We start from the raw sequence: 25,467 nt of genomic DNA, 5'->3' as shown, positions 1-25,467 counted from the left end.
ACCGCCCGGCGCGGCTTGGAACCCGCTCGGAGCGCAGGTGGGCGACGGTGGCGCCCGGCCATCGCATAGGCTCGGCCCCACGATGGTGCGGATCACTGTGCTCGGGACACTGACGGCGCAAGTGGCGGGGGCCGCCGCCCGGTTGGGAGGCCCGCGCCAGCGCGGCGTGCTCGCCCACCTGCTGGTCGCCCGCGGCACCGCCGTCCCCGCCGGCCGGCTGATCGACGACCTGTGGGACGGCCGCCCGCCCGCCAAGGCCGCCGCCTCCCTCCAGGCGTACGTCTCCAACCTGCGCCGCCTGCTGGAACCCGGCCGCGGCCCCCGCCAGGAGGCCCGGCTGCTGGTCAGCGAGGCCGGCGGCTACGCGTTGCGCGGCATCCGCACCGACGCCCGGGACTTCGAGGACCTGCTCGCCGCGGCCGCCCGGACCGGCGGGGCCGAACCCCTCCGGCAGGCGCTCGCCCTCTGGCAGGGACCGGCCTACCACGAGTTCGCCGACCGCCCCTGGGCCGCCCCCGAAGCCGCCCGCCTCGAAGAACTCCGCACCACCGCAAGGGAATCAGCCGTCGAGGCCGACCTCGCCGCCGGCCGCCCCGGCCCCGCCGCGCAGGACGCCGCCGCCCTGGTCGAGGACCACCCCCTGCGCGAACAGGCCTGGCGGCTGCTCGCCCTCGCCCTCTGGCACGGCGGCCGCCAGGCCGACGCACTCGCCGCGATCCGCCGCGCCCGCGGCTACTTCGCCACCGAACTCGGCCTCGACCCGGGGCCGCTGCTCACCGCCGTCGAGTCCGCGATCCTGCACCAGCGCACCGAGGAGCTGACGCCCCGTCAGGCCGGTTCGGTGGGCGGGGCGGTGGCCCGTACCGGCGCGGGCGGGGCGAGCCCGGTGGACGCTTCCGGTCCGGTGGACGGTTCCGGCCCGGCCTCGCGGCCGGAGCGCCCCGGCCGCGCCGAGCCCGGCACCGACGGCCGCCCGCAGGTGTTCGTCGGGCGGGAGGAGGAGCTGGCCGCCCTGCGGGGTGCGGCGGCGCGGGCCCGCGGTGCGGCGGCGTTCGCGCTGGTCAGCGGAGAGGCCGGGGCCGGGAAGTCCACGCTGCTGGGGCGGTTGCGCGAGCAGCTGGTGGCGGACGGCTGGCGGGTGCTGACGGGGCGCTGTCCGGAGAGCGCGGGCGCCCCCGCGGCCTGGGCGTGGACCGAGGTGCTGCGCGAGCTGGCCCGGCACGAACCGGCCACCGCCACCGACCCGTTGCTGGCCCCGCTGCTCGCCGCCGCGGAGGAGCCGGCGCACCGCCAGGACCCGCTGTCGGGCCGGTTCCGGCTGCACCGGGCGGTGGTCGCCCGGCTGCACGCCGCCGCCGGGGCGGCGCCGCTCGCCGTCCTGCTGGACGACCTGCACGCCGCCGACCCGGAAACCCGGGAACTGCTGGGCGAGTTGGCCGCCGACCGGGCGTCCTTCGGTGCGGGCGGCGGCCTGCTGCTGGTGGCCGCGCTGCGCCCGGGCGAGGGCGAACTCGCCGACGTGCTGGCCACGTTGGCCCGCCGCTCGCCGGTCCGGGTGCCGCTCGGCGGGCTCGCCGAGCCGGACGCCGGCCGGCTGATCGAGGCGGTGTGCGCGGCCCCGGTCCGCCCCGAGACCGTCCGGGCGCTGGCCGAACGCACCGGCGGCAACCCGTTCTACCTCGCCGAGAGCGCCCAACTCCTCGCGCTGGAGGACGAGTCGACCGCGCTGCGGCAGGTCCCGCAGGGCGTCCGGGACGTGCTGCGCCGCCGGTTCGAGCGGCTGCCCGCCCCCGCCGTCGACCTGCTGCGGCTGGCCGCCGTGGCCGGCCGGGAGAGCGACGTCGACCTGCTGCTGCGAGCCGGCGAACAGGACGAGGAGACCGCCACCGAGGCCGTCGAGGCCGCCGTCGCGGGCGGCCTGCTGCTCGAACCCCGGCCCGGCACCGTCCGGTTCGCGCACGTGCTGGTCCGCGACACCCTGTACGCCGACCTCGGCGGCCTGCGCCGGGCCCGCCTGCACGGCCGGATCGGCCACGCCCTGCACGACCTGCGCCCCGGCGAACTCACCGCGCTGGCCCACCACTTCACCCAGGCCGCGACCACCGCCACCGCCGCCCTCGCGGTCGACCACTGCGTCCGCGCCGCCGAGGCCGCCGAACGCCGCTACGCCCACCCCAGCGCCGTCAGCCTGCTCCGGCAGGCCGTCGACAACCTCGAACGGGCCGCCGAACAGCCCGGCGAGGACCGCACCGCCCGCCGGATCGAGTTGCTCGGCGCCCTGCTGCGGGCCCAGGTCCGGGCCGGCCAGGTCACCGCCGCCATCGCCACCAAGGACCGGGCGCTGCGGACCGCCCGGGAGAGCGGCCGCGAGGAACTCCTGATCGCCGCCTGGACCGCCTGGACCGAACCCACCCCCTGGGTCACCCACCCCTACGGCGTCTTCGACCGGGAAGCCGTCGACCAGCTCACCCGGCTGCTGCGCCGCACCGACCTGCCGCCCGTCACCCGCTGCCGCCTCCTCGACGCCCTCACCCAGGAACTCGACTGCGTCGACTCGGCCCAACTCGCCGACGCCGGAGCCGAAGCCGTGGCGATCGCCCGCGCCGAGGGCGACCCGCGCCTGCTCTGCCTCGCCCTCACCGCCCGGGCCCGGGCCTGCGACTACGAACTGGCCTCCGCCGAACGGGGCCGCACCGCCGCCGAACTCGCCGCGCTGGCCGCCGAACACGACCTGCCCGCCTACCGCTGGCAGGCCGAACACCTCGCCGCCACCGCGGCCGCCGCCCGCGCCGACCTGCCCGCGCTGCGCCGCCACCTCGTCGCGGGCGAGGAGATCGCGCACCGCTACGGGCTGGCCGAACTCGCCGACGTCGCCCTGTTCCAGCGCGGCATGCTGGAACTCGTCGCCGACCGGATCGACGCGGCCACCGCCCTCTACGACCGGGGCCTGGCCGGGCTGCACGCCCGCGCCTCGCTGCACGCCGGCGGCCTGGGCGCGCTGATCCGGGTGGTGATCGCCCACCGGCAGGGCCGGCTGGCCGAGATCCTCCCGCTGATCGAGGAGCACCGCGCCCAGTACGGCCACCTGATCGCCGACGTCACCGCCCTCGCCCTGCTCGCCGCCGGCCACGGCCCGGACGAGGCCCGCCGGGCCCGGGGCGAACGCCGCGAGATCCAGGCCGACTACTTCCGCTCGCTCTTCCTGCAGCTGCGCGCCGACCTGGTCATCGCCCTGGACGAACGCGAGGAGGCCGCCGAACTCCTCGACCAGCTCCGCCCGTTGGCCCACCTGGTCGCGGGCGCCGCCTCCACCTCGATCGCCGCCCGACCGATCGCCCTCACCCTGGGCGACCTCGCCCGCCACCTGGGCCGCCCCGCCGAGGCCGCCGCCCACTTCCGGCAGGCCCACGAGATCGCCCACCGCTGGGAGGCCCCCGGCTGGGCGGCCGAGGCCCTGGCGGGGCTGGCATCCCTGGCCTCCCCGCAGGACTGACCCGCCCGGACCGGCCTCGGGAACGACCCCGGGACCGGCCCGGAGATCCGGAGCCGCTCCACCCCCGGTACCCGCACCCGGTACCCGCACCCGGTACGGGACTTGGAACCGGGCCGCCAAGTGGGCTCCAAGAGCGGCCTTCCACACTGGGGTTCGACACCGCATCGACCGTAGAACGGAAGGCTTCCGCAATGTCCACACTCCTCGGCCGCCTCGGCGGGGCCGCGGCGGCCCGGCCCTGGCGCACCGTCGCGGCCTGGGTGCTGCTGATCGGCGCGATCTTCGGCTTGGCGCAGGCGTTCGGCGGGGAACCGCGGGACAACTACCGGGTGCCCGGGACGCGTTCGACCGCGGGCATGGACCTGTTGAACGCGCGGTTCCCGGACAGCTCCGGCACCAGCGCCCGGGTGGTGGTGCACGACCGGGGCGGCCGGGCGCTGCCGGCCGGGGCGCTGGCGGGGCTGCGGGAGCAGTTGGCGGGGCTGCCGCACGCGCTGTCGGTGACCGGGCCGATACCCTCGCGGGCCGGTGACACCGCGCTGCTGACGGTCGGTTACGACGTCAAGGTCACCGACTTCAAGGGCTCGGCGGGCCTGGACGCGCTGCGGGCGGCGGCCCGGTCCACCACCGACGCCGGGTACCAGGTGGAGTTCGGCGGGGAACTGCCGGAGAACTTCAGCGCGCCCAACGGCACCGCCGAGGCGATCGGCATGGTCGCCGCGCTGGTGATCCTGGTGCTCGCGCTCGGCACGGTGATCGCGGCGGGCCTGCCGCTGCTGGTCGCGCTGGCCGGCCTCGGTGCGGGCACCGGGCTGATCACCCTGCTGTCGGCCGTCACCGACATCAGCGGGATCGCGCCGACCGTGGCGTCGATGGTGGGGCTGGGCGTCGGCATCGACTACGCGCTGCTGCTGGTCTCCCGGCACGTGGAGGGCCTGCGCCGGGGCCTGGACGCCCGGGCGGCGGCGGCCGAGGCGAACGCCACGGCCGGCTCCTCGGTGGTGGTGGCGGGGGCCACCGTGCTGGTCTCGCTGTTCGGCCTGAAGCTGGCGGGCCTGTCGGTGTACGCCTCGTTCGGCTACGCGACCTTCGCCACCGTCGGCGCCGTGATGGCGGCCGCGCTCACCCTGGTGCCCGCGCTGGCGGCGCTCGCCGGGCCGCGCCTGCTGCGCCGCGCCGAACGCCGGGCCCCCGCCGCCCCCGCCGCGCCCGCCGCTGCCGGGGGCGCGGGCGCCCGGCCCGGCCCGACCCGGACCGAGCGCTGGGCCCGCCTGGTGGGCCGCCGCCCGGTGGCCGCGGCCGTCCTCTCGCTGGCGGTGCTGCTCGGCCTGGCCGCGCCGATGCTCGGCATGCGCACCTGGCCGCAGGACGCGGGCAGCCAGGCGTCCGGCAACACCACCCGCAAGGCGTACGACCTGATCGCCGGGGCGTACGGCCCGGGCGCGAACGGGCCGCTGCTGCTGGCCGTCGACCTGCGGAAGCTGCCGGAGTCCGAACTGCCCGCGCTGGAGGGGCGGATGGCGGCCGACCCGGGGGTCGCCGCGGTCCAGCCGGCCCGGTTCAACGCGGCCCGGGACGCGGCCGTGATCAGCGTGCAGCCGACCACCGGCCCGCAGGACCGGGCGACCGCGAAGCTGCTGCAGCGGCTGCGCGGCGGCGGCGGACTCCCGACGGGGGTCGAGGCCACCGGCACGGTCGCCGCGTTCTCCGACATCTCCGACCGGCTCTCGCAGCGGCTGTGGGTGGTGGTCCCGTTCGTGGTGGCGCTCTCGCTGATCCTGCTGACCGTGCTGTTCCGGGCGCCGGTGATCGCGGTCAAGGCCGCCGCGATGAACCTGCTGTCGGTGGCCGCCGCGTACGGCGTGATGACGGCGGTCTTCCAGCACGACGCGAGCGCCGGGTTGCTGGGGCTGCCGCACGCGGTGCCGGTCTCCAGCTGGGTGCCGATCCTGATGTTCACCGTCCTGTTCGGCCTGTCGATGGACTACGAGGTGTTCCTGCTCTCCCGGGTCCGCGAGGACTGGCTGGCCACCGGCGACGCGCGCGGCAGCGTGGTGCGCGGGCTGTCCTCCACCGGGCGGGTGATCAGCAGCGCCGCCGCGATCATGGTGGCGGTCTTCACCGGCTTCGCCATCGACCCCGACATCACCGTCAAGATGATCGGCGTGGGCATGGCCGCGGCCGTCCTGGTGGACGCCACCGTGGTCCGGATGGTCCTGGTGCCCGCCACCATGACCCTGCTCGGCCACCGCAACTGGTGGCTGCCCGGCTGGCTGGACCGCCTGCTCCCCGAACTGCGGGTCGAACCCGGCGAGGCCCCCGCCCCCGTCCCGCAACCGGTCCCCGCCTGACCCGCCCGGCCCGGCCCGGTGCGCCCCCGCGCCCCGCCGTTCGCGCCGCTCCCGCCCGCCCGGGCCCGCGGTGCTTACGGTGGGGCGCATGAGCGTACGGGTGGAGCGGGTGTACGAGGCGCCGGACGGCGGCGTGCGGGTGCTGGTGGACCGGCTGTGGCCGCGCGGGCTGCGCAAGGAGGACGCGCACCTGGACCGGTGGGCCAAGGAGGTGGCGCCCTCCACCGAACTGCGCCGCTGGTTCCACGGCCCCGAGGGGGAGTACCGGGAGTTCGCCCGCCGCTACCGGGCCGAACTGGACGCCCCCGGGGTGCAGCAGGAACTCGCCGAACTGCGGGAACTGGCGGCGCAGGACGACCTGGTGCTGCTGACCGCGGTCAAGGAGCCGGAGCACAGCCACGTGGAGGTGCTGCTGGAGCGTCTGGATCGAGCCGGGTGATCATGACGGCGTGTTAGCTCCGGGCGAACAGTGAGAAACCGGTCTAATACGCCCATGAGCCTCCTGCGTGAGAACGCCGTTCTCGCCCTCTTCTTCTGCCTGGGCCTGGGCTACCTGGTCGGGAAGCTGCGCGTCGGACCGATCCAACTGGGCGGCATCTGCGGCGTCCTGATCGTCTCGATGCTGGTCGGCGCCCAGCACGTCTCGGTGAACGCCGACGTCAAGAACGTGGCGTTCGCCCTGTTCATCTTCTCGCTCGGCTACATCGCCGGCCCGCAGTTCTTCGCCAACATGAACGCCAAGGGCCTGCGCTTCGGCGTGCTGTCCGTCATGGAGGCGGTCGTCGTCGTCCTGATGGCGCTCGGCATCGCCAAGGGCTTCGACCTGGACGTCGGCACCGCCGCCGGCATCCTGGCCGGCGCCGCCACCGAGTCCGCCGCCGTCGGCACCGCCCAGGACGCGATCGCCAAACTCCCCGGCATCACCGCCGACCAGACCACCCAGCTGCAGGCGCACGTCGCCACCGCCTACTCGGTCTGCTACCTGTTCGGCCTGATCAGCATCGTCCTGCTGACCAGCCAGCTGTTCCCGATGCTGATGCGGATCAAGCTGCCCGAAGCCTCCCGGCAGGTCTGGGAGAAGATGCGCGGCGGCGACGGCGAACTCGAGGCCGGCGAAGCCCCCTCGCTGCCCGCCCTGGTCGGCCGCACCTACCTGGTCTCGCAGGGCGAGGGCACCCGGGTCAGCCAGGTCCAGGAACGCTCCGGCCAGTTGGTCACCGTCGAGGCCGTCCAGCGCGGCGGCAAGAAGCTCGGCGTCGACGACGACCCGGTGCTGCGCCGCGGCGACCAGGTGCTGGTGGTCGGCCGCCGCGCCGCCGTGCTGGACGCCGGGCACGAACTCGGCCCCGAGACCAGCGGCGTCCCCGGCCTGGACAGCCCGATGGCGGTCCGCCAGATCGTGGTCACCAACAAGGAGGTCGCCGGACACACCCTCAACGCCGTCCGCGACCGGGACCACGACGTCACCGGCGGCGTCTTCCTCACCGACATCCAGCGCGTCGACCACCACCTGCCCGCCGTCGGCGAGACCGAGGTGCACCGCGGCGACACCCTCACCGTGGTCGGCGCCCGCTCCCGGGTCGAGAAGTTCGCCGGCAAGGTCGGCGCCACCGTCCGCTCCGACACCGCCGACTACATCTACATCTCGCTCGGCATCTGCCTCGGCGTCCTGCTCGGCAAGGTCAACCTCCACTTCGGCGAGGTCAACCTGACCCTCGGCACCGGCGGCGGCTGCCTGATCTCCGGCCTGGTCTTCGGCTGGCTGCGCTCGCTGCGCCCCACCTTCGGCGCCTACCCGCCCGCCGCCGCGCAGACCATGAAGGACCTCGGCCTGGCCATGTTCATCGCCGTCACCGGCATGGCCGCCGGCCCCGACGCCGGGCCGCTGCTCAAGCAGTACCCCGTGCTGCTGCCGGTCTCCGGCATCCTGATGGTGGTCATCCCGGCCTTCCTCGGCCTGTTCATCGGACGCCGCTTCCTCAAGATCGAACCGCCGATCCTGGTCGGCGCGATCGCCGGACAGCAGTGCTCCACCCCCGCCATCACCGCCGTCGGCAACGTCGCCCAGAGCAGCGTCCCGATGCTCGGCTACACCATCACCTACACCATCTCCAACTTCCTGCTGCCGCTGACCGGACCGCTGCTGGTCGGCCTGGTCGGCCTGGGCGGGGGGTGAGGACCCGTGGACTGGATCACCGACCACGTCTTCAAGCCCTACCCCGAACTGCTGATCTTCCTGACCGTCGCGATCGGCTTCCTGGTCGGCCGGCTGCACTGGAAGGCCATCGGCCTGGGCGCCGTCACCGGCTGCCTGGTCGCCGGGCTGTTCACCGGCTGGCTCACCGACGTCGAGGTCAACGGCACCGTCAAGTCGGTGTTCTTCATCATGTTCCTGTTCGCCCTCGGCTACAAGGTCGGCCCGCAGTTCTTCCGCGGCCTCAGGAAGGACGGCCTGCCGCAGGTCGCCGTCACCCTCGCGGTCTGCCTCAGCGGCCTGGCGATCTGCTGGGGCTTCGCCGAGATGCTCGGCTACGGCCCGGGCCTGGGCGCCGGACTGCTCGGCGGCGCGCTCACCCAGTCCGCCGTGATCGGCGTCGCCCAGGACGCCATCGGCGGCCTGCCCGGCCTCAGCGCGGACCAGATCACCGCCCAGCAGAACCTCGTCCCGATCGGCTACGCCGTCACCTACCCGCTCGGCACCGTCCTGTGCGCGATCCTGCTGGCCAACATCGCCCCCCGCTTCCTGCACAGCGACCTCGCCGCCGACTCCCGCGAACTCGCCGCCGAACTCGACGCCCCCGCCGACGACCCCGACCTCTCCGAGGGCTACTACGAGGTCGTGCTGCGCGCCTACACCGCCGTCAACGGCCCGATCGGCTCCACCGTCGAGCAGTTCGAACAGCGCCAGCAGGCCGCCGGACGCCGGGTCTACCTCACCCGGATCCGCCGGGACGGCAGGATCCTCGACCACGACCAGCAGACCGTCGTCGAACGCGGCGACGTGCTCGCCGTCAGCGCGCTCCGCCACGACCTGGTCGAACTCGACCCGGCCACCGCCATCGGCCCGGAGACCGACGACGTCGAACTGCTCGGCTACCGCACCGAGCACCTGCACGTCGTCGCCGCCGAGAAGGCCCAACTCGGGAAGACCATCGCGCAGTTGCGGCGCGAGCCGTTCATGGTCGGGGTGTTCGTCGACAAGGTCTACCGCTCCGGCGCCGAGTTCCCCTATCTGCTCACCACCCAGGTCGAACGCGGCGACACCCTGCTGCTGTCCGGCCCCGAGCGGCTGGTCGGACCGGCCGGGAAGGCGATCGGCAAGCCGGTGCCGACCAGCTTCGCCACCGACATGACCTGGGTGGGCCTGGGCATCTTCCTCGGCGGCTGCATCGGCATCCCCGCGCTCACCCTCGGCGGCGTGCCGATCAGCCTCTCCACCTCCGGCGGCGCGCTGATCATGGGCCTGGTGTTCGGCTGGATCCGCGGCAAGTACCCGACCTTCGGCAACGTGCCGCCCGGCGCCCAGTGGTTCATGGACACCTTCGGCCTGTGCGCGTTCGTCGCCATCGTCGGCATCAACGCCGGGCCGAGCTTCACCAGCGGCCTCTCCCAGGCGGGTTGGGGCCTGCTGCTGTGGGGCGCCGTCGCCACCGTCGTCCCGCTGGTGGTCGGCCTGCTGGTCGGCCACTTCGTGTTCCGGATGCGCCCGCCGATCCTGATGGGCGTGGTGGCCGGCGCGCAGACCACCACCGCCGCGATCGGCGCCGTCAACGAAGCCTCCCGCAGCCAGATCCCCACGCTCGGCTACACCATCCCGTACGCCGCGGGGAACGTCCTGCTGACCATCTGGGGCGCCGTCATCGTCGCCCTGCTCGGCTAGCCCCCTCCCGGAAGGACCCGCACCATGAGCAAGCCGTCGATCAGCCGCGAGGAGATCCAGCGCCTCTCCCGGCTCAGCCCGTTCGAGCTCAAGGGCGAGTTCATCGAACTCGCCCAGCACTACCAGGCCGACCGGCCCGGGCAGAAGGACAAGACCACCGTCCACATGCTCAACGCGGGCCGCGGCAACCCCAACTGGGTCTGCACCGGCCCCCGCGAGGCGATGCTCGCGCTCGGCCACTTCGCGCTCGCCGAGTCCCGCCGGGTCTGGACCGCCGACAACCTCGGCGGCATGCCCGAACGGCGGGGCATCGCCGCCCGCTACGACCACTTCGCCCGCTCGCACCCCGAACTGCCCGGCATCGAACTGCTCACCGCCTGCACCAGCCTCGCCGTCGACCGCTTCGACCTCGACCGCGACGACTTCCTGCACGAACTCGCGGACGCCGCGATCGGCGACAACTACCCCGTCCCCGACCGGATGCTGACCTGCGCCGAGCAGATCGTCACCGGCTACCTCCAGGACGAGCTGATGGACCGCCGGCCCCCCGAGGGGCAGCTCGACCTGTTCGCCACCGAGGGCGGCACCGCCGCCATGTGCTACGTCTTCGACTCCCTGATGAAGAACGGCATCCTGCACAAGGGCGACAAGATCGCCCTGATGGTGCCGGTCTTCACCCCCTACATCGAGATCCCCGAACTCGACACCTACGAGTTCGACGTGGTCCCGGTCCAGGCGTCCTCCTTCGCCGAGGCCGGCGTGCGCGAGTGGCGCTACCCCGCCGAGGAGGTCGCCAAGCTCGCCGACCCCGCCGTCAAACTGGTCTGCCTGGTCAACCCCAGCAACCCGCCCTCGCTCGCGCTCTCCCAGCGGGTCGCCGACCAGATCAGGTCCATCGTCGCCACCGACAACCCGGGCCTGATCATCGTCACCGACGACGTCTACGGCACCTTCGTCGACCACTTCCGCAGCATCGCCGCCGACCTGCCCCGCAACACCCTGCTCGTCTACTCCTACTCCAAGCACTACGGCGCCACCGGCCACCGCCTCGGCGTCATCGGCCTGCAGCGCGACAACGTCATCGACGACGCCATCGCCGCCCTCCCGCAGGCCGAGAAGGACCGCCTGGCCAAGCGCTACGGCAGCCTCAGCCTCGACCCCGGCAGCATCCGCTTCATCGACCGCCTGGTCGCCGACTCCCGCCAGGTCGCCCTCAACCACACCGCCGGGCTCTCCCTCCCGCAGCAGGCCCAGCTCACCCTCTTCTCGCTCTTCGCGATGCTCCCCGAGGGCAAGGCGTACAAGGCCAAGGTGCAGGCCGTCGTCAAGCAGCGCCTGGACCTGCTGCTGGAGGGCTCCGGCATGAAGATCTCCGAGGACCCGAAGCGGGCCGGCTACTACGTCGAACTCGACCTGCTCGCCGAGGCCGAACGCACCTCCGGCCCCGAGTTCGCCGCCCACCTGCAGAAGAACTACGAACCCACCGAACCGCTCTTCCGGCTCGCCGAGCAGACCGGCGTCGTCCTGCTCAACGGCGGCGGCTTCGACGGCCCCGAGTGGTCGGTCCGGGTCTCCCTCGCCAACCTCGACGACCTCGACTACCTCAAGATCGGCCACCACCTGAAGACCATCTTCGACGACTACCGCGCCGAATGGCAGGCCACCACCGGCAACTGACGACCCGCCAGGCACGCCCGCGCCCGTCCCGGCCGGGCCCGGGCGGCCCCCGCCGCCGGGGCCCGGCCGTCCCTGTTTGTCCGGGCCGGGGCGGGCGGCGCATGCTGGAAGGGAGCGGCCGGGGCGACCCGGCCCGGAGGAGTGCGCCATGGAGATCAGGGCAGCGAACGGGGTGGTGGCGGGGGTCGACGGGTCGGTGCCCGGGGCGGAGGCCGCCGAGTGGGCCGCCCGGGAGGCCGAGTGGCGGGGGACGGGACTGCACCTGGTGCACGCCGTCAACACCGGGACGGTGACGCTCTCGCCGCGCACCGGGGCCACCGTCACCGACCTGATCCTGCGGGAGGCCGCAGAACTGCTGGAGGCGGTGCAGGCCGCCCTGGAGGCCGCCCACCCCGGGCTGCGGATCACCGGGGACGTGGTGCCGCGGGAGGCCGCCGAGGCGGTGCTGACCGCCGCCGAACACGCCTCGCTCGCGGTGCTCGGCACCCGCGGCCACGGCGGGTTCGCCTCGCTGCTGCTGGGCTCGGTCAGCCTGCGGGTCACCGCGCACGCCACCTGCCCGGTCGTCGTGGTCCGCGGCACCGACCACCCCGACGGGCCGGTGCTGGTCGCCCTGCACGACGAGCGGGACGCCGCCGCGCTGCGCTTCGGCTGCGAGACCGCCGCCCGCCGGGGCCTGCCGGTGCGGGCCGTGCACACCTGGTCGCCGGTGGTGGCCGACGTCGGGCGGATGGCGCCGATGGTCGACGAGCTGGGGGAGGAGTCCCGGCTGCACGAGCAGCTGCTGCGCCGCACCTGCGACCCGGTGCGCGCGGAGTACCCGGACGTCGAGGTGGAGAGCCACCAGCTGACCGGCTCCGCCGCCGCGACGGTGGTGGAGGAGTCCCGGACCGCCGCCCTGGTGGTGCTCTCCCGGCACGAGCCCGCGCCGCGCTTCGGCCTGCGACTGGGCACGCCCGTGCACGCCGTCCTGCACCACGCGCACTGCCCGGTGGCCGTCGTCCCGGTCTGAGGGCGCCCGGCGGCCGCGGCCCGTCAGGCGGGCGGCAGGAGCGGTCCGGCGAGGCGGCGGAAGGCGGTGTCGGCGAGCGCGGCGGCCCCGGCGGGGGGCGCGTCCCCGGCGGCCCAGGTCTCGACGGCCAGCCGCATCGCGGTGTTCGCGGCGGCGGCCAGCAGGCGGGCGTCCAGGCCCTCCGGGTCGAGGCCGGCCAGCCGGGCCAGGACGGGGCGCAGCGCGGTCTCGGCGTCGTGGTGGATGCGGTGCCAGACGTCGCGCAGCGCCGGGTCGGCGGGCATGGCGCGCAGCAGGCCGCGGGTCCAGTCCAGCGCCTCGGCGGCCCGGCCGGGGGCGGGGGTGAGGGAGGCGCGGGCGGAGTCCAGCAGGGCGGTGAGCGGCGGGGTGCCGGGGGCGGTGCCGGCGAGCAGCGCGATCCACTGGCGGGAGCCCTCGGCGAGCAGCGGGGCGACCGCGTCCTCCTTGGTGCGGAAGTAGCGGTAGAAGGTGCGCAGCGAGATGCCGCAGGTGCGGGCGACGTCCTCGGCGGTGGTGCCCTCGGCGCCGTGCTCGGCGAACAGGCGGGCGGCGGCGAGGGCGATCTCCTGCTGGGTGGCGGCCTTGCGGCGCTCGGTGAGGGAGGGCTGCGGACGGTCGGGCTGCGGTCGGTCGGGCGCGGACATCTCTGCGGGTCCCCCGGTGGGTGCGGTCGGCCGGTGGTGCGGGCGGGTCCAGCCTAGCCCGGGAACGTCACAGAATGCGGATGTGGCACAACGTGCCATCAAGGCGTACCGTGCAGGGCGAGAGGCCGAGCCGACCTCCCGATCCACCCGCACCGCAGGGAGACCCCCGTCATGAAGCGTTTCGAAGGCCGCCGCGTCCTGATCACCGGCGCCGGCTCCGGCATCGGCCGGGCCACCGTCCACCGGATCCTCGCCGAGGGCGGCACCGTGGTCGCCGCCGACGTGGCCGAGGCCGGCCTCGCCGCCACCCGGCAGCAGGCCGAGGCCGACGGCACCGCCGACCGGCTGACCACCGCGGTGGTCGACATCTCCGACGAGGCGTCCGTCCGGGACGGCATCGGCGGCGCCGTCGCCGCCCTCGGCGGCCTGGACGCACTGGTCAACGCGGCGGGCATCCTGCGCTCCGCGCACACCGGGCAGACCACGCTGGAGTTCTGGAACCGGATGCTGGCCGTCAACCTCACCGGCACCTTCCTGGTCACCCGGGAGGCGCTGCCCGCGCTGCTGGCCACCGGCCGCGGCGTGGTGGTCAACTTCTCCTCCACCTCCGCCTCCTTCGCCCACCCCTACATGGCCGCGTACGCCGCGTCCAAGGGCGGCATCCAGTCCTTCACGCACGCCATCGCCGCCGAGTACGCCAAGCAGGGCCTGCGCGCCGTCAGCGTCGCGCCCGGCTCGATCGCCTCCGGCATGACCGCCGACCCGGGCCTGCCCGCGGACGCCGACATGGCGTGGTTCGCCAAGCTGCAGCCCGCGATCGGCCAGGGCTTCGCGGGCCCCGAGACGGTGGCCGGCGTGATCGCCATGCTGGCCTCCGACGACGGCGCGTTCGTCACCGGCACCGAGGTCCGGATCGACGGCGGCACCCACGCCTGACGCCCCCCGCCCCCGCCCCGGACCGCCCGGCCCGGAGCGGGGGAACCGCGGGAGCGGGTGCGGGCGTCACCCCGGCGGCGGGCATACTGCTTGCCGCACCCCCGCGCGCGCCACCCCGCCCACCGGCCCGGCCGCGCCGCGCGGGGAACACCGCGAGCGGAAGGCACGGGGAGCACGGGGCATGGGGCTGACCAGCACGACACTGCTGCTGTTCACGATCGAGGTCGCGGTGGCGGCGCTGGGGGCGACCGTCTGGTGGTGGCCCGCCCTCGCCCGGCGGCACTGGCGGGCGGTGCTCGGACGGATCGGCATGCTGCTCGGCAGCCAGCTCGCGCTGCTCGCCGTGATCGGCCTGCTGGCCAACAACTACTTCTCGTTCTACAGCAGTTGGAACGACCTGCTGGGCACCGGACCGGACGCCCCGGTCGCCGTGCGGGCCGCCGCACCCGCCGCCCAGGCCGCCCCGGCCCCGTCCGCCGCGCCCTCCCGGCAGCCGGACCCGCCGGACCTCCCGGTGCTGCCCGCCCAGGAGACCGGCAGCGAACCGGTCAACACCGGCGGCCCGCGCGACCCGGAGCGGGTCGGCGCGATCCGCGCGGTGCGGATCCCCGGCGCCCGCACCGGCCTGAGCACCGACGGGTACGTCTACCTGCCGCCGCAGTACTTCCAGCCCGGCAACGAGCGGCGCAAGTTCCCCGCGGTCATCGCCATGACCGGCTTCCCCGGCGACGCCAAGGCCCTGATCACCCGCTTCAACTACCCGGGCGTCGCCCTCGACGAGATCCGGGCGGGCCGGATGCAGCCCACCGTCCTGGTGCTGATGCGCCCCTCGCCCGCGATGCCCGCCGACCCCGAGTGCGAGGACGTCCCCGGCGGGACGCAGGCCGAGACCTACTTCGCCGCGGACGTCCCGCGCGCGATCGGCGCCACCTACCGGACCTCCGACGGCCCCGGCGGCTGGGGCGTGATGGGCAACTCCACCGGCGGCTACTGCGCCGCCAAGCTCGCCATGCGCCACCCCGAGGTGTTCGCGGGCGGCGTCTCCATCTCCGGCTACCTGAAGGCCGCCGAGGACGTCACCACCGGCGACCTGTTCAAGGGCAGCGGGCAGCGCCGCGACGAGGCCGACCTGCTGTGGCGGCTGCGCAACCTGCCGATGCCCGCCACCGGGGTCATGCTCAGCGGCGCCGAGAAGGGCGACGGCGACTTCCGCGCCGAGGCCGACGCGTTCACCGCCGCCGCGAAGCCGCCGCTGGCCACCGCGGTGGCCTCCGTCCCCGAGGGCGGGCACAACTACACGACCTGGATCAAGCTGCTGCCGGCCGGGTTCCGGTTCCTGTCGCAGCGGCTGAAAGCCTGAGCGCCGGGGGGGGAGGGTCGGGCCCGGGGGAGGGCCGGGGCCGGGTGAGGGTCAGGCCGGGGTGAGGGTGCCGGTGTGCAGCTCGCCGACCCGGCCGGTCTCGCCCTCCCAGGTCCAGAAGACCTTCACGGTCAGGGCGGTGAGGTCCATGACGTGGCTGACGGTGATGCCGCTGCGCTCCGTCCAGGAGACGAACCAGACGCCGGGGGCGACGGCCGCGACGTGCAGCGGGACGTCCTCGTACTGGCCGGCCGACTCGCCGAGGCCCTCCCAGCGCAGCCGGGTGCCGTCCGCGGAGTAGGAGTTGCGGAAGGAGGCGCCGTTGTCGACCTCGAAGAGGTAGGTGCGGCCGGCGAAGCCCGGCAGGGGGGCGTTCATGGAGGTCCTCGGTCCTTCGGGCGGGTCGGATCGGCGGGCGGGCGCGACCGGGCCGGCCGCACCCGCCCAACCTATCGGACCGGGGCTCCGGTCAGCAGCCGAAGTCGACGCGGCGGAACGACACGTAGTGGTCGGCCGTGTAGTAGTCCTCGTGGTGGAGCTTGCCGGTGATGATCCGCCGGGTGCCGCGGGTCGGGCTGCCCGGGGTGATCACGGTGTACTCGTGGTAGTAGCCGGTGGACTGCGCGGGCAGGACGCCCTCGCGGTTCTGGAACACCACGCCGTCCTGCGAGTACGGGAACGGCCCGCCCGCGTCGATCAGGCGGATGGTGTCGCGGCCCTGGCTGGGCAGCGCCGTGTAGCAGATGTTCCCGCTGACGGCGGCGTGCGCCTGGCCGGCGGCCACGGCGGTCGGGGCGAGGGTCAGCAGGCCGAGGGCGGCGACCGAGACGGCACGGATCTTCAACGCGCGTAGAGTCATTCGCATGCCAGCAGTGTGACGCCCCGTCGGGTCCGGCGGAACCCTTGGCGCGAACACTTCATCCCCGGGCCACCGCCGCACCACCCCGCCGCCGCGTGCCGGACCGCCACCAGCGGCGTCCGCGGGGTGTGGTCCTGACACATGGGGCCCGGACGCCACCGCCCCTACCGTGACCTGACCCCCCGTCACCCCCGTCCGAGGAGGCCCGGTGCGCCACCCGCTCAGGTCCCTGTCCGCCGCACTGCTGGCCGCGGCGCTGCTCGCGCTCGGCCCCGCACCCGCGCACGCCGCCACCGCCGCGCCCGGCTACCTGACCCGGGAGGCCGCGTTCCCCGCCCCCGGCAACGGCTGGGCCCAGGTCGAGCGCTACCTCGACACCACCACCGGCTTCCGGCAGGAGCAGTACCCCGCCGACGGGCGCGGCGACCAGGACGGCGCCCGGGTCACCTACTTCGGCGCCGCCCGCCCCTACTCCGGGCGCTTCCTGCTGTACAGCGCCCAGGGCTGGGACACCGCCCCCGGCACGCCGGTGCTGCTGGTGCACGGCGCCAACGACAACGCCGACCGGGCCTGGGCGAACCCCGGCGAGAGCGGCGGCTGCGGCGCGCCGAACTGCCCCGCCACCGGCATGGCGCAGGCGCTCGCCGCCGCCGGGCACCGGGTGTTCGCCATCGGCTTCGCGCACAAGCAGGGCGACAACCTGCAGCAGGCTCAGGCGGTCGGCGACGCGCTCGCCCTGGTCCGGGCCCGCACCGGCGCCGCCCAGGTCGACCTGGTCGCCTGGAGCAAGGGCGAGGTCGCGGCCCGCGCCTACGTCTCCTCGGTCAAGCCGTCCTGGGGCCGGGCCTACGCGGGCGACGTCCGCCGGCTGGTCACCCTCGGCGGCCCCAACGGCGGCCTCGACTACAGCTACGCCCACGGCTGGGCGTTCTCCCTCGCCACCTGGCCCGCCTGCGGCGGCACCGCCAACGCGCCCTCCCCGCACCTGTACATGACCTGCTACGGCACCTACACCGCCCAGCCCTGCCTGGGCGTCCTGCCCACCGGCGGCTACGACTGCTTCCCCGGCCAGCGCCAACTGCTCGCCCGCTGGGACGGCCGCTACGGCCTCGACACCGCCATGCAGGACTGGTGGACCACGTACTACGGCGGCCAGGGCTACTACACCTCCGGGCAGGGCATCCAGGCCGCCATCGACGCCGGCTCGCTGATCGCACCGCTCCAGCGGGCCGGCGTGCCGGCCGCCGTGCCCGGCTACCTGCTGGCGGGCGGCTCGGCGGACATCCCCGGCATCCTGAACGAGACCCGCGGCCCCAGCGACGGCCTGGTGCTCACCGCCAGCGCGCTGGACACCACCGGCGTCCCGACGGTCGGCGGCACCGCGCTGCTCGGCGGCCTCAACCACCTGGAACTCGCCTGGGCCCCCGCCGCGACCGCCCAGGTCAGCGCCTGGCTGGGATGACGGACCGCGATGTGAGAGTGCTCTCAGCGGGCCCCGGACCCTTGGAGACAAAGCGACAATCTGCCTAGCCTGCGGGTGCGTCCAGGACCGGACGCACCCGCCGACGGGACGCCGAATCCCGCCCGACCGACGGCGTCGTCCCACAGCAACAGACCACGGGCGGGAGCGGGGGACCCACGGCAGTACGCCGCGCCTTCCCCCGCCCCTGCCCGGCGGGCCCGGGTGCGGTTCGGCCCTGTCCGGCCGATCTTGCCGGGCGCGCGACGCCGGATCTCCCCCAGCCCCAAGGGGGGCTGGGAGGTGCCCCCTTCGGCTGGAAGCACCGGCCCAACACCCGAGTACATCCAGTACGAGGGCGTCGGGCCGGCACTCCCAGCCGGGCGCCCGACGTCGCGCGCCGATCCGACAAGATCGACCGGACAGGGCCTCGGGGTGAAGCCGCGCCTGCGCGCGGCCGGGCGGCCTCGGCGCCCGAACCCGACAGCTCACCTCGCAGGCGTCGCGGAGGAACCCGTCCCATGCGACCCATGCCCCTTGCCACCCCCGCCCGCCTCGGCGTGCTGGCCGGCGCCGCCGCGCTGGTCGGCGTGCCGCTGGCCGCCGGACCCGCCGGCGCCGCCACCGCCACCACCGTCGTCCAGGACCGGCTCGCCCCGGCCGGGATGACCGCCGGCAGCGCGAGCACCGCCTCGCTGACCCTGCACGCGAACCGCTGCTTCACCGCGAAGACCGTCGGCGTCGGCATCCGCGACGCGGCCGGCGCCAACCTCGACTTCCCCGGCAGCGCGAGCAACGTCCGGATCTGCTCCGGCGGCGTCACCGTCACCACCGGCGCGCGCACCCTGCCGGCCGGCACCTACACCCAGTTCGGGTTCTGGCAGGACACCGCGGGCGGCTGGCACAACCTGCCCTCGCGCACCCTCACCGTCGCCGGCGCCACCACCGCGCCGACCGCGCCGACGGCCCCGACCACGCCCACCACGCCGACGGCGCCGGACCCGGCCCCGGGCCAGGCGCCCGTCCCCGGCAAGTCGCTGACCTGGTCGGAGGAGTTCTCCGGGCCGATCGCCTGGGGCAGCAAGTGGACCGGCGACCGCAGCAGCGCCTACCGCTACGGCAGCCACAACCCCGACGACAACAAGCTGGACTGGCTGGCCCCGTCCGCCGTCACCGTCTCCGGCGGCGTCGCCACCTTCACCGCCACCCCCTCCGCGCACACCCTGGAGAACGGCAAGCAGGCCTGGGACACCGGCCTGCTCACCACCGAGTACAGCAAGGACGGCTTCCAGGTCCGCACCGGCGACTACATCGAGGCCCGGGTGAAGCTGCCCGCCGGCACCGGCGCCTGGCCCGCGCTGTGGACCTGGAAGGACGGCAACAACGAGATCGACAGCTTCGAGTACCACCCGGACAACCCGAACCTGCTCGAACTCTCCAACCGGATCCGCTCCGGCCTGAAGTACCACACCGACGCCAACGCGATCGCCCCCGACCGCTGGGTCACCGTCGGCACCTACTACGGCGCCGACTCGGTCGACTGGTACGTCAACGGGGCGAAGGTGTTCTCCGACGGCACCGGCGTCGGCGCGAACTGGTCGGCCTACCCGATCCTCAACCTGTCGCTCAGCGCCGGCCAGTACCACCCGGCGGCGAGCGGCAGCGCGCCGGTCTCGTTCAGCGCCGACTACCTGCGGGTCTACCGCTGACGGTCCCTCACGAGACGGTGAGCGCGAACGCCGTCCGGTCGTTCGCCGGGACGCGGTCGTCCGCGCTCACCACCCGCAGCTGCCCCACGGTCCGCAGGCCGTGGGGCAGCTGCGCGTCCGCCCGCACCGGCACCAGCGCCGTCGCCGACCGCAGCGGCGGCAGGCCCGCCGGGAACACGCAGCTGACGGTCCGCCCGGCGGCCGTGCACGAGGACGGGAAGTACGGCCCCTCCGGGGCGAAGCCCGGCGGCAGCTCCACCACCACCGTGAACGGCGAACCCGTCGTCTGCGGACCGCCGTTGGCGACGAAGGCGTGCACCGTCGTCACCCCGCCCGGCGCCACCGGGTCCGGATCCAGCCGCACCACCCGCAGGTCCGAGTCCGAGGGGGCGGCGGCCGCGCCCAGCGCCCCCAGGGCGAGCAGGGGCGCGGCCAGCAGGGCGGGGAGACGGTGCACGGGGGGCCTCCGGCGGAGCGCGGTCAGTCGTGCACCCAGCGTAGCCGCGGCACCCGGACCGCCCCGTCGGACCACGCCGGGCGGCGGGTAGCGTGGGGCGCATGGGAACTGCGGGGGATGCGGGCGGGGCAGCGGTGTGGACGGCCGAACTGCCGGGTGCGGCAAGGGCGTTCCTCGACGGCGCCGGGGTGGGGTGGGAGCCGTCGAACGACGGGGCGGTACGGCGCTTCGGGCGGTACGTGGGGGAGTTCGCCGACGCGCTGGAGGAGAACCTGCGGGAGGGGCTGCGGGTGCTGACCGGGCTGGGGGAGCACTACCGGGGGCCGGTGTACGAGGCGCTGCTGGCCGAGTACCGGGACGCGGCCCGGGGGCGGATGGCCCGGATGGTGGCCGGGGCGCGGACGTGCGCGCGGCGGCTGCACGTGGCGGCCGACGTGATCGCCGGCATGCAGAACGAGGTGGTCGAGGAACTGGCGGCGCTGGCGGCGGACGAGGGCCGGCCGGTGGCGGACCGGGCCGCCGCGGCGGAGAAGCAGATCGCCTACCTGCAGCGGCAGTTGGAGCACTACGCGCTGGACCAGGTGAGCGAGGTCGCGGCCGACCAGTTGGCGGCGATCGTCGCCGAGGCGTCGCGCGGGCCCGAGCGGCCGCGCTCCGCGGAACTGCTCGCCGCGCTCGACCGGGGCGAGGACCTCGGCCCGGAGCACCGCTTCGACCCGGCGGAGGTGGAGCGCTGCGCGGTGGCGCTGGACCGGCACGAGGACCGGCTTCGGCTGGCGGCCGAGCGCTTCCGGACCTGCCTGGCGGCCGTCGACTTCGCGGCGCCGCCCGGGCCCGACGACGCGCTCGTGCACGGCTTCCTGCTCGACCGGGGCGCGGCGCGGGCGGTGTTCGGCGCGGACGGGATGGTCACCCTGGACGGGCGCTCGGCGGCCGCGGTCGCGCACCGGCCGAGCCGGGTGTTCCTGCGGGAGGTCGGGCTGCCGGACGACGCCGCGTTCCTGGCCCTGCAGCCGGAGCTGCGGTGGGGCGAGGTGCGGATCGGGGGCGCGGACCCGGCGGCGTCCGGTGGGGCCGACCGGCTGGCGCTCGGCCGGTTCGGCGCGGACGACTTCCACCTGGACACCGTCACCGGCCGGGTCCACAACGTCCCGGACGGCGGGCCCCCGCAGCTGGCCGCGACCCGGATCGACGCGTTCGTCCTGGCGCTGCACGCCCTGGAGGCGGAGCGCCCCTTCTACGAGACCGGCCTCCGCTACCGCGACCACCTCGACCCGGCGGGCGTCGAGCGGCGCTTCACGGCGCTGCTGCGGCGGGTGGACCCGGAGGCGGCCGCCGACCCGGACGGGTTCTGGCACCGGCTGATGGGTCACCTGCACAACAGCTAGGCGGGAAAAGGGAGTTGACGCACCGTCAGAGGACCTCGCCGAGGCGGGCGGCGATCGCCTGCATGAGCGGCACCAGGCCGGCGGCGCCGGACTGGGCCTCCAGGGCCTGGATGCGGGCCTCGGGGCCGGAGACCGAGAGGGCGGTCGGGGTGGGGGCGCCGGGGACGGCGACGGCGATGCAGCGGACGCCGATCTCCTGCTCCTGGTCGTCGACCACGTAGCCGAGCTCGCGGGCGGTGGCGAGCTGGGTGAGCAGCGCGGCGGGGGTGGTGACGGTGTGCGGGGTGTGCGCCTGGAGCGGGCCGGGGCCGAGCAGGGCGCGGGCCTCGTCCTCGGGGAGCTGGGCGAGCAGCGCCTTGCCGACGCCGGTGCAGTGGGGCTGGACGCGGCGGCCGACCTCGGTGAACATGCGCATGGAGCGGCGGGACTGGACCTGCCCGACGTAGACCACCTCGCCGCCCTCCAGGACGGCCAGGTTGGCGGTCTCGCCGGTGGCCTCCATGAGTTCGGCCAGGTAGGGGCGGGCCCAGGAGCCGAGGAGGCGGCCGGCGGTCTCGCCGAGGCGGATCAGGCGCGGGCCGAGGGTGTAGCGGCGGGCGGTGTCCTGCCGGACGTAGCCCTGGGCGACCAGGGTGCGGACCAGGCGGTGGATGGTCGGCATCGGCAGGCCGGAGCTGGCGGACAGCTCGCTGAGGGTGGCGACGCCGCCGGAGTCGGCGAGCGCCTCCAGGAGCTGGAAGGCGCGCTCGACGGACTGCACCGAGCCGGTGGTGCGTTCGGTGGAGGTGCTGGCCACGGGCGTTCCCTTCAATGTCCGGGGAGGAGTAGAGTCCACGCGATTCATCAACAAACCGTTGAAATTCTGTATCGCGGAAACTAGTCTCCACTGTACAGAACGGAACAGCCCAAGGAGAGTCCTGCCCATGGCCGCCGCAGATCAGGGTTCGTCCCCCTCCGTCCCCGGTGTCACGGTCTCCGGTCCGCCGGTGCCGCGCGCCGAGGAGGTGCTGACCGCGGGAGCACTGCAGTTCGTCGCCGACCTGCACCGGGCGTTCGAGGGCCGCCGCCGCGAACTGCTGGCCGCCCGCCGCGAGCGCCGCGCCGAGATCGCCCGCACCGGAACGCTGGACTTCCTGCCGCACACCGCCGACGTCCGCTCCGGCGACTGGCAGGTCGCCCCCGCCCCGCGCGCCCTCACCGACCGCCGGGTCGAGATCACCGGCCCCACCGACCGCAAGATGGTCATCAACGCGCTCAACTCCGGCGCGAAGGTCTGGCTCGCCGACTTCGAGGACGCCACCGCCCCCACCTGGGAGAACGTCGTCTCCGGCCAGGTCAACCTGATCGACGCCTTCGAGGGCCGGATCGACTTCACCAGCCCCCAGGGCAAGGCGTACGCGCTCAAGCCCGCCGCCGAACTCGCCACCGTCGTGGTCCGCCCGCGCGGCTGGCACATCGAGGAGCGCCACCTCACCGTCGACGGCGACCCGGTGGCCGGCGCCTTCGTCGACTTCGGCCTGTACTTCTTCCACAACGCCGCCCGGCTGCTCGCCAAGGGCGAGCAGGACCCCAACTCCGGCCCCTACTTCTACCTCCCCAAGACCGAGAGCCACCTGGAGGCCCGGCTCTGGAACGAGGTCTTCACCCACGCCCAGGCCGCCCTCGGCATCCCGCACGGCACGATCCGCGCCACCGTGCTGATCGAGACCATCACCGCCGCCTTCGAGATGGACGAGATCCTCTACGAACTGCGCGAGCACGCCGCCGGGTTGAACGCCGGCCGGTGGGACTACCTGTTCTCCATCGTGAAGAACTTCCGGGACGCCGGCGAGCGCTACGTGCTGCCCGACCGCAACACCGTCACCATGGCCTCCCCGTTCATGGCCGCCTACACCCGCCTGCTCGTGCGGACCTGCCACAAGCGCGGCGCCCACGCCATCGGCGGCATGGCCGCGTTCATCCCCTCCCGCAAGGACCCCGAGGTCAACGCCGCCGCCCTGGTCAAGGTCCGGGCCGACAAGGAGCGCGAGGCGAACGGCGGCTTCGACGGCTCCTGGGTCGCCCACCCCGACCTGGTGCCCGTCGCCCGCGCCTGCTTCGACGCCGTGCTCGGCGAGCGCCCGCACCAGAAGGACAACCCCGGCGCGCCCGAACCGGTCACCCCCGCCCAGCTCCTCGACGTCGCCGCGGCCGGCGGCAGCTGCACGCACACCGGACTGCACAACGCCGTCCAGGTCGGCATCCGCTACATCGAGGCCTGGCTGCGCGGCCTCGGCGCCGTCGGCATCTTCCACATGATGGAGGACGCCGCCACCGCCGAGATCTCCCGCTCCCAGATCTGGCAGTGGATCCACAACGGCGTGGTCCTCGCCGACACCGGCGAGAAGACCACCGCCGAACTGGTCCGCCGCCTGGTCGCCGAAGAACTCGCCGCCCTGCAGGGCGAGTCGGGCGAACAGGGGTACGCCGCCGGCCGCTGGACCGAAGCCGCCGCGCTGTTCGAACAGGTCGCCCTCGCCGAGGACTTCCCCGACTTCCTCACCCTCCCGGCGCTCGCCCTCATCGACTGACCCGCCCCCGTCGACCGGGCCCACGCCCCGCACGCCCCGCCCCGTACCGCCGGCACCCTCACACCGGCCGCGGTACGGGGCGGCCCAACGAAAGGAGCACCATGGCACGCATCTTCTTCAACGGCCAGGCGATGACCGGCGGCCCCTTCCACGCCAAGGTCCACGGCCACCTGGTCGGCCCGGTCAGCACCGCCCCCGGCTACCGCTTCTTCTCCATCCGCGACGAATGCCCCGCCCTGCTCGCCGACCCGAACGTCGACACCGCCATCGAGGGCGAACTGTACGACCTCCCGCTGGAACACCTCCGGGACGCCGTCCTCCCCGGCGAACCCCTCGAACTCGAGCTCGGCGTCATCGAGCTGGCCGACGGCACCCCCTCCCTCTCGATGGTCCTCGCCCGCGGCCAGCTCGAACGCGGCACCCACCGCGAGATCACCGAACACGGCGGCTGGCGCGCCTACTTGGCGACCCTGGGCCGCGAGGCCTGACCGGCCGCCGAGAAAAAAAGCAGGTGCGGGCAGGGGGCCGTCCGGGCCGGGGCGAAGCCGTCCCGGTGCACAGGACCGGCAGGCGCGGCGACCCGGGCGGCGAAGTCCCCGCACCGGCCGGGGACTTCACCGGCCGCCGGAGGCGAGGGCGGCGCCCAAGGGGGAGCGGGCGTACAGCACGCTGCGGCCGGCCCGGGTGCGGGTGAGCAGGCCCGCGGCGGTGAGGGCGGACAGGTGGCGGCTGACGGCGCCCGGGGTGACGCCGAGGCGGTGGGCCAGGGCGGTGGTGGTGGCGGGGTGGGCCAGCAGCAGGAGTAGGCGGGCCCGCGGGGGGCCGATCAACTCGGCCAGCGCGTCCGGCACTTCGGGGAACGGCTGCTGCTCGCCCAGCAGCGCCGTGCCGCGGGCCGGGTAGCTGATCACCGGCGGCTCGCCCGGGTCGATGACGGTGTGCGCGCTGCGGCCGCACAGGGTGGGCAGCAGGACCAGGCCGCGCCCCGCCACCCGGGTGCGTCGGCCGCCCAGCGCACGCACCCGAGGATCCGGGTCGTCCAGCCTCAACACCCCGGCGTTCCACGAGAGTTGAGGGGAGAGTTCGGCGAACAGTCCCTCCGCGCCGTGCTCCGCGAACAGCCGCCCCCGGTACGCCAGGTCGGCCTCCAGGACCGCCCGGGCCCGCGGCCACCAGCGCGGCAGCAGGCAGCGCTCCCAGTACCCGCGCAGCTGTGCCGTGCAGTGCGCCAGCAGCCGCTCCGGATCGTCCAGCCGGGACGCCACCGCCTCCGGCAGCGGCGCCCCGTCGCCCCGGTACGCGGCCGCGAAGTCCTTCGCCACCGTCTCCGGCGCGGTCCGCGCCAGGAGCGCCAACTCGCTCTCGAAGGACGGCCGCCGGGAGGACGGGCGGGGCGTCAGGAAGTCCGGCACCCAGACCCGGGGCGTCACCAGCGCGTCCAGCAGGGCGGAGTCCAGCTCCCGGTACTCGGCCTCCCAGGACGCCGTCCAGCGCCGGTAGTGCGGGTACGCCGCCGGGCGGCGGCGGGCCCGCAGGCTGAACACCGCCTCCTGCAGGGGCGAGTAGGTGATCCAGGTGGTGGCGAGGTCGTCCACGCCGAAGGCGAACTCGAACATTGACCCCAACGGTAAAAGGATTCCCGGCCGTCGGG

20 protein-coding genes and 1 riboswitch are annotated in these 25,467 nt (G+C 74.8%); of the genes, 14 read left to right on the top strand and 6 right to left on the bottom strand.

Annotated elements, in window-relative coordinates:
* The first annotated feature begins 82 nt into the window (after window positions 1-82).
* The 7 genes from EDD39_RS28685 to EDD39_RS28655 all read left to right on the top strand — a co-directional run bounded on the left by EDD39_RS28685 (window position 83) and on the right by EDD39_RS28655 (window position 12,413).
* Complete coding sequence (locus EDD39_RS28685; RefSeq protein ID WP_123561637.1) at window positions 83-3,493, top strand: ATP-binding protein; 3,411 nt, start codon at window positions 83-85, stop codon at window positions 3,491-3,493.
* 191 nt (window positions 3,494-3,684) lie between these two features.
* A complete protein-coding gene (locus EDD39_RS28680) occupies window positions 3,685-5,844 on the top strand; it encodes an MMPL family transporter (protein ID WP_123561635.1) in 2,160 nt (719 codons plus the stop codon).
* Window positions 5,845-5,932: 88 nt separating this feature from the next.
* Entirely contained in the window at window positions 5,933-6,283 is a 351-nt protein-coding gene (locus tag EDD39_RS28675; protein WP_123561633.1) for a DUF488 domain-containing protein, read from the top strand.
* A gap of 54 nt (window positions 6,284-6,337) precedes the next feature.
* The gene (aspT, locus tag EDD39_RS28670) at window positions 6,338-8,020 is read left to right on the top strand and encodes an aspartate-alanine antiporter (RefSeq protein WP_123561631.1); all 1,683 of its coding nucleotides are present in this window, start codon (window positions 6,338-6,340) and stop codon (window positions 8,018-8,020) included.
* A 6-nt stretch (window positions 8,021-8,026) separates the two neighbouring features.
* Window positions 8,027-9,724, top strand: coding sequence for an aspartate-alanine antiporter (gene aspT / locus EDD39_RS28665; RefSeq protein WP_123561629.1), 1,698 nt, complete (start codon window positions 8,027-8,029; stop codon window positions 9,722-9,724).
* 24 nt (window positions 9,725-9,748) lie between these two features.
* Window positions 9,749-11,401 (top strand): bifunctional aspartate transaminase/aspartate 4-decarboxylase, encoded by a 1,653-nt coding sequence (locus tag EDD39_RS28660; RefSeq protein WP_123561627.1) that lies wholly within the window; start codon window positions 9,749-9,751, stop codon window positions 11,399-11,401.
* Between the two features lie 148 nt (window positions 11,402-11,549).
* On the top strand, window positions 11,550-12,413 hold the full coding sequence (locus EDD39_RS28655) for a universal stress protein (RefSeq protein ID WP_123561625.1): 864 nt from the start codon (window positions 11,550-11,552) through the stop codon (window positions 12,411-12,413).
* 23 nt (window positions 12,414-12,436) lie between these two features.
* Here the strand turns inward: EDD39_RS28655 and EDD39_RS28650 are convergent, their stop codons facing one another.
* Window positions 12,437-13,078, bottom strand: a complete 642-nt coding sequence (locus EDD39_RS28650; RefSeq protein WP_123561623.1) for a TetR/AcrR family transcriptional regulator — start codon at window positions 13,076-13,078, stop codon at window positions 12,437-12,439.
* Between the two features lie 171 nt (window positions 13,079-13,249).
* Between EDD39_RS28650 and EDD39_RS28645 the strand changes: the two genes are divergently transcribed.
* Both EDD39_RS28645 and EDD39_RS28640 read left to right on the top strand, forming a co-directional pair.
* Window positions 13,250-14,014 (top strand): SDR family NAD(P)-dependent oxidoreductase, encoded by a 765-nt coding sequence (locus tag EDD39_RS28645; protein ID WP_123561621.1) that lies wholly within the window; start codon window positions 13,250-13,252, stop codon window positions 14,012-14,014.
* 181 nt (window positions 14,015-14,195) lie between these two features.
* Window positions 14,196-15,374, top strand: coding sequence for an alpha/beta hydrolase (locus EDD39_RS28640; RefSeq protein ID WP_123561619.1), 1,179 nt, complete (start codon window positions 14,196-14,198; stop codon window positions 15,372-15,374).
* 51 nt (window positions 15,375-15,425) lie between these two features.
* Here EDD39_RS28640 and EDD39_RS28635 read toward each other — a convergent pair whose 3' ends face one another.
* Both EDD39_RS28635 and EDD39_RS28630 read right to left on the bottom strand, forming a co-directional pair.
* Complete coding sequence (locus EDD39_RS28635) at window positions 15,426-15,752, bottom strand: MoaF-related domain-containing protein (RefSeq protein ID WP_030460502.1); 327 nt, start codon at window positions 15,750-15,752, stop codon at window positions 15,426-15,428.
* 91 nt (window positions 15,753-15,843) lie between these two features.
* On the bottom strand, window positions 15,844-16,239 hold the full coding sequence (locus EDD39_RS28630) for a guanyl-specific ribonuclease (RefSeq protein WP_208765676.1): 396 nt from the start codon (window positions 16,237-16,239) through the stop codon (window positions 15,844-15,846).
* A 202-nt stretch (window positions 16,240-16,441) separates the two neighbouring features.
* Between EDD39_RS28630 and EDD39_RS28625 the strand changes: the two genes are divergently transcribed.
* Window positions 16,442-17,695: an esterase/lipase family protein gene (locus tag EDD39_RS28625; protein WP_123561615.1), complete on the top strand. Its 1,254-nt coding sequence runs from the start codon at window positions 16,442-16,444 to the stop codon at window positions 17,693-17,695.
* 385 nt (window positions 17,696-18,080) lie between these two features.
* A riboswitch (cyclic di-AMP (ydaO/yuaA leader) is annotated at window positions 18,081-18,209 on the top strand.
* Between the two features lie 13 nt (window positions 18,210-18,222).
* Window positions 18,223-19,401, top strand: a complete 1,179-nt coding sequence (locus EDD39_RS28620) for a glycoside hydrolase family 16 protein (protein WP_244257337.1) — start codon at window positions 18,223-18,225, stop codon at window positions 19,399-19,401.
* Between the two features lie 7 nt (window positions 19,402-19,408).
* Here the strand turns inward: EDD39_RS28620 and EDD39_RS28615 are convergent, their stop codons facing one another.
* Window positions 19,409-19,858: a hypothetical protein gene (locus tag EDD39_RS28615; protein WP_123561611.1), complete on the bottom strand. Its 450-nt coding sequence runs from the start codon at window positions 19,856-19,858 to the stop codon at window positions 19,409-19,411.
* Between the two features lie 101 nt (window positions 19,859-19,959).
* Here EDD39_RS28615 and EDD39_RS28610 point away from each other — a divergent pair, with 101 nt between their 5' ends.
* A complete protein-coding gene (locus EDD39_RS28610) occupies window positions 19,960-21,246 on the top strand; it encodes an SUKH-4 family immunity protein (RefSeq protein WP_148089550.1) in 1,287 nt (428 codons plus the stop codon).
* Between the two features lie 25 nt (window positions 21,247-21,271).
* On the opposite strand, the gene EDD39_RS28605 is transcribed toward EDD39_RS28610, so the two are convergent.
* On the bottom strand, window positions 21,272-22,090 hold the full coding sequence (locus EDD39_RS28605) for an IclR family transcriptional regulator (RefSeq protein ID WP_123561606.1): 819 nt from the start codon (window positions 22,088-22,090) through the stop codon (window positions 21,272-21,274).
* Between the two features lie 79 nt (window positions 22,091-22,169).
* On the opposite strand from EDD39_RS28605, the gene aceB reads away from it, so the two are divergent.
* Together aceB and EDD39_RS28595 are read left to right on the top strand one after the other, a co-directional pair.
* Window positions 22,170-23,816 carry a malate synthase A gene (aceB, locus tag EDD39_RS28600; RefSeq protein WP_123561604.1) on the top strand — a complete coding sequence of 549 codons (1,647 nt, stop codon included), beginning with the start codon at window positions 22,170-22,172 and terminating at the stop codon, window positions 23,814-23,816.
* 101 nt (window positions 23,817-23,917) lie between these two features.
* A complete protein-coding gene (locus tag EDD39_RS28595; RefSeq protein WP_123561602.1) occupies window positions 23,918-24,304 on the top strand; it encodes an allophanate hydrolase-related protein in 387 nt (128 codons plus the stop codon).
* Between the two features lie 126 nt (window positions 24,305-24,430).
* On the opposite strand, the gene EDD39_RS28590 is transcribed toward EDD39_RS28595, so the two are convergent.
* Complete coding sequence (locus EDD39_RS28590) at window positions 24,431-25,432, bottom strand: ArsR/SmtB family transcription factor (RefSeq protein WP_123561600.1); 1,002 nt, start codon at window positions 25,430-25,432, stop codon at window positions 24,431-24,433.
* Between the last annotated feature and the right edge of the window lie 35 nt (window positions 25,433-25,467).

Source organism: Kitasatospora cineracea, assembly GCF_003751605.1.
GTDB classification, from domain to species: domain Bacteria; phylum Actinomycetota; class Actinomycetes; order Streptomycetales; family Streptomycetaceae; genus Kitasatospora; species Kitasatospora cineracea.
This window is presented reverse-complemented; position numbering and strand designations above follow the sequence as displayed.